Raw genomic sequence first — 2,459 nt, forward strand, 5'->3', positions numbered from 1 at the left:
GTAAACGTTCGGTAATCCCACATTGACTTGGCCGCGTAAGCGGCCAATATTCTTTCAAGCACCCGTTGTCGGTGTCCAGTTGTGCGGCAACAAGTCCTCAATATCGCTATTCTGTTGCGTCGGTAGACGCATCAGGACATCTTTCAGATAGGCGTACGGATCGTGGCCACTGAGCTTGGCCGATTGAATCAGGCTCATGACGGCCGCCGCCCGTTGGCCCGCACGCAAGGAACCGGCGAAGAGCCAATTCTTGCGACCTAAAGCGATGGGCCGAATCTGGTTTTCAATCCGGTTATTGTCAATCGGCAAGTTGCCATCCTCCAGATAACGGGTCAGCGCCACCCAGCGTTTCAGGCTGTAATCCAGCGCCCGGGCAATGCCGGTGTTATCAGGCACTTTTTGACGATGTCCCTGCATCCAGGCATGCAAGGCGTCGGCAATTGGCCGGGCCTGCTGTTGCCGCAATTGCAAGCGTTGTGCTGCTGACTGGCCTTTGGCCTGTCGCTCCACCTCGTAGAGCTGACCCATGAGTTGCAGGGCCTGTTCGGCCAACTGGCTTTGATTGGCTTGCTGTAAATCGAAGAACTTGCGACGGGCATGCGCCATGCAGCCCACTTCGGTGATGCCCTGGGTAAAGCAGGCTTTATAACCGGTGTAATCATCACAGACCAAGTGGCCTTGCCAATCGCCGAAGAAGCGGCGGGCATGTTCACCGGCACGACCTTCAGTAAAGTCATAAATCACGGCATTCAAAGGTGCAACGTCGCTGCTGGCATAGGCCCACAGGTAAGCGCGTTTCGTATTTTTCTGACCCGGTTGCAGCATCAAGACCGGGGTTTCATCGGCATGCAGGACAGTTTGCTTCAACAGCAAACGCCGTAACGCATCCACCAGCGGTTGCAGGCGTACGCCACACACTCCGACCCATTCAGCCAGGGTGGAACGCGCCAGCTTAACACCGGCACGGGCAAAGATCTGTTCCTGCCGATACAGCGGCAGATGATCCGCATATTTGGCCACCAGCACCTGGGCCAGCAAGCCCGGTGTTGGGATGCCCTTGTCGATGATATGGGCGGGCAACGGTGCCAGGGTTATCTTCTCGCATTCACGACAGGCCCATTTGCCACGAATGTGACGCTCAACCGTAAAGTTGCCCGGTTGGTAATCCAGTTTTTCGCTGATATCCTGGCCAATACGATGGAGCTGGCAACCGCATGAGCACTGGGTGTGATCCGGATCATGGTGAATGTCCACGCGCGGCAAGTTCTCGGGCAGGCGCTGGCGTTTGGCCGATTGCCGGGCTGCGGGGGAAGGGGCGACCGGCTGGTCTTGCAGTTGCTGCAACTCCAGCTCAATGGCGGCCATGTCTTCCTCAACCGCTTCATCCAGCAGGCTGCCCTGAACGCCTGTCAGTTGCTCGCTTTTCTTGCCAAAGTAATGGCGTCGTAAAACCGCAATCTCATGCGTGAGCTTACGAATGTGGGCGTCTTTAAACTGATTATCCTGACCCAAATAAGTCACATCTTTGGTGAGGTGTTCGACGTTCCCCATCAATTGCCGAACCAGCGCGCGTAGTGCGTGCTCGTCCAGTTGATCCAGATCGGGAGGGGAAACAGTCGTCTTTGTCATGGTGTGCAGTATGCCATAAGGGGCTGGCCTGAACCATCGGTATCTCACCGGATTGCCAGCCGGTTTACAACAGCGTGATTGCCGCATCAGCCCCCAGGCGTTGCCAGGGCAGCCCCATCAGCAAGGCCTGCACCTGTTCAGCGTTTAAGCTGCATTGTGTGGCACCCGACGGTGCCCAGTTAAAACGTCCCTGGTGTAAACGGCGCACGGCCAGCCAGATGCCCAGGCCATCGTGCACCAGCACCTTTAAACGGGTACCCCGTTTATTACTGAACAGATAGGCTTGATGCGGTTGTGCGCGACCGAAGACCTGTACCACCCGGGCCAGCAAGGTGTCCATGCCTGCCCGCATGTCAATCGGCTCCACCGCCAGCCAGACTTGGTCGATACGGATCATCGCAATAACCTGAGCAGCAACCCGGCACACTGCTCCAGTTGATGCACGGGCACACTCAAAGTAACCTGGATATCTTTACCTTGCATCTGCAACTGGCAGGACTGACTGCTTACCGCTGCAGGTAGGGAAACCGGAACAAAGTGCATGGTCGTGTCGGTTTGCGTGGCGATATGCTTGCCTTCGCATTCATATTCACGTACCCAACGCCTTAGTAGATTGGCATTCAGGCCATGATGCAGGGCCAAACCGGCTAGTGAAACACCGGGTTGTTGGCTGGCCTTGACCAGTTCAGTCTTAAATTCGGCAGAATAAGACCGTCTCACGCGCTTGAGGGGCATAATGTCATTCATGATCGTGTCCGCTTAAATTGTAATGGACACGATCTTGACGGACTAACCGGGGATCTTCAAGGTGTAGTTTACCGTTCGTTTAC

3 protein-coding genes are annotated in these 2,459 nt (G+C 55.8%); all 3 read right to left on the reverse strand.

Going from position 1 to position 2,459, the window contains the following annotated elements; translation table 11 throughout:
* Positions 1-54 precede the first annotated feature (54 nt).
* The 3 genes from tnpC to tnpA all read right to left on the reverse strand — a co-directional run bounded on the left by tnpC (position 55) and on the right by tnpA (position 2,376).
* Positions 55-1,629 (reverse strand): IS66 family transposase, encoded by a 1,575-nt coding sequence (tnpC, locus tag ACM5Q9_RS14240; protein ID WP_418145416.1) that lies wholly within the window; start codon positions 1,627-1,629, stop codon positions 55-57.
* Between the two features lie 64 nt (positions 1,630-1,693).
* Positions 1,694-2,026: an IS66 family insertion sequence element accessory protein TnpB gene (gene tnpB, locus ACM5Q9_RS14245; RefSeq protein WP_302891173.1), complete on the reverse strand. Its 333-nt coding sequence runs from the start codon at positions 2,024-2,026 to the stop codon at positions 1,694-1,696.
* Entirely contained in the window at positions 2,023-2,376 is a 354-nt protein-coding gene (tnpA, locus tag ACM5Q9_RS14250) for an IS66-like element accessory protein TnpA (RefSeq protein WP_418145418.1), read from the reverse strand. Before tnpA ends, tnpB begins: the two co-directional genes overlap by 4 nt.
* Between the last annotated feature and the right edge of the window lie 83 nt (positions 2,377-2,459).

Source organism: Advenella sp. RU8 (genome assembly GCF_048381675.1).
In the GTDB taxonomy this organism is placed as follows: domain Bacteria; phylum Pseudomonadota; class Gammaproteobacteria; order Burkholderiales; family Burkholderiaceae_B; genus Advenella.